1 protein-coding gene and 1 tRNA gene are annotated in these 527 nt (G+C 36.1%); both read right to left on the bottom strand.

Annotated features, from left to right (window positions below):
* A partial coding sequence (locus tag QM406_RS10090; protein ID WP_138024939.1) for an IS630 transposase-related protein occupies positions 1-77 on the bottom strand: 77 nt, incomplete at its 3' end.
* 328 nt (positions 78-405) lie between these two features.
* Positions 406-479 (bottom strand) — tRNA-Pro (locus tag QM406_RS10085).
* Between the last annotated feature and the right edge of the window lie 48 nt (positions 480-527).

Raw genomic sequence — 527 nt, 5'->3', positions numbered from 1 at the left:
TGTGATGCTTCTGTTATACTACCTGTTCGCTCACAATAGGAGAGAACTTTTTTACGAAAATCTATTGAATATGCCATAAGAAGATTATACCACATTATGTACTGTTTTAGGTTCATTTTACTATATTACCTCATTACGCATAACAAACTTTACGATTACTCTTTGACCCAAAATCGATAAGGTCATCTATGCCGTATTATTATAACACCTTGTTTCAAAAAATACCAGATGAGGTGTTTTTTAGCGTGCCCTTTTATGGATCAATAAGTGGTAAAAATAAGACAGTAACCTCAGAATAGCTACTGTCTTATCTCTTTTTTTACTTAAGGCCCTTGATATACTTGACAAATGGTAGAAAAGAGCACTAAAAAAAGAACAACTAGTGTTCTTACTTTTTAATATCAATCGGGAAGACAGGATTCGAACCTGCGACACCTTGGTCCCAAACCAAGTACTCTACCAAGCTGAGCTACTTCCCGAGTTAAATAGAAAAAATGCACCCTAGAGGAGTCGAACCTCTAACCGCC

The sequence above is a fragment of the Streptococcus infantis genome, from assembly GCF_047465035.1.
GTDB lineage: Bacteria > Bacillota > Bacilli > Lactobacillales > Streptococcaceae > Streptococcus > Streptococcus infantis_T.
The sequence above is the reverse complement of the archived record's forward strand: the minus strand, read 5'-3'. Positions and strand labels throughout refer to the sequence as shown.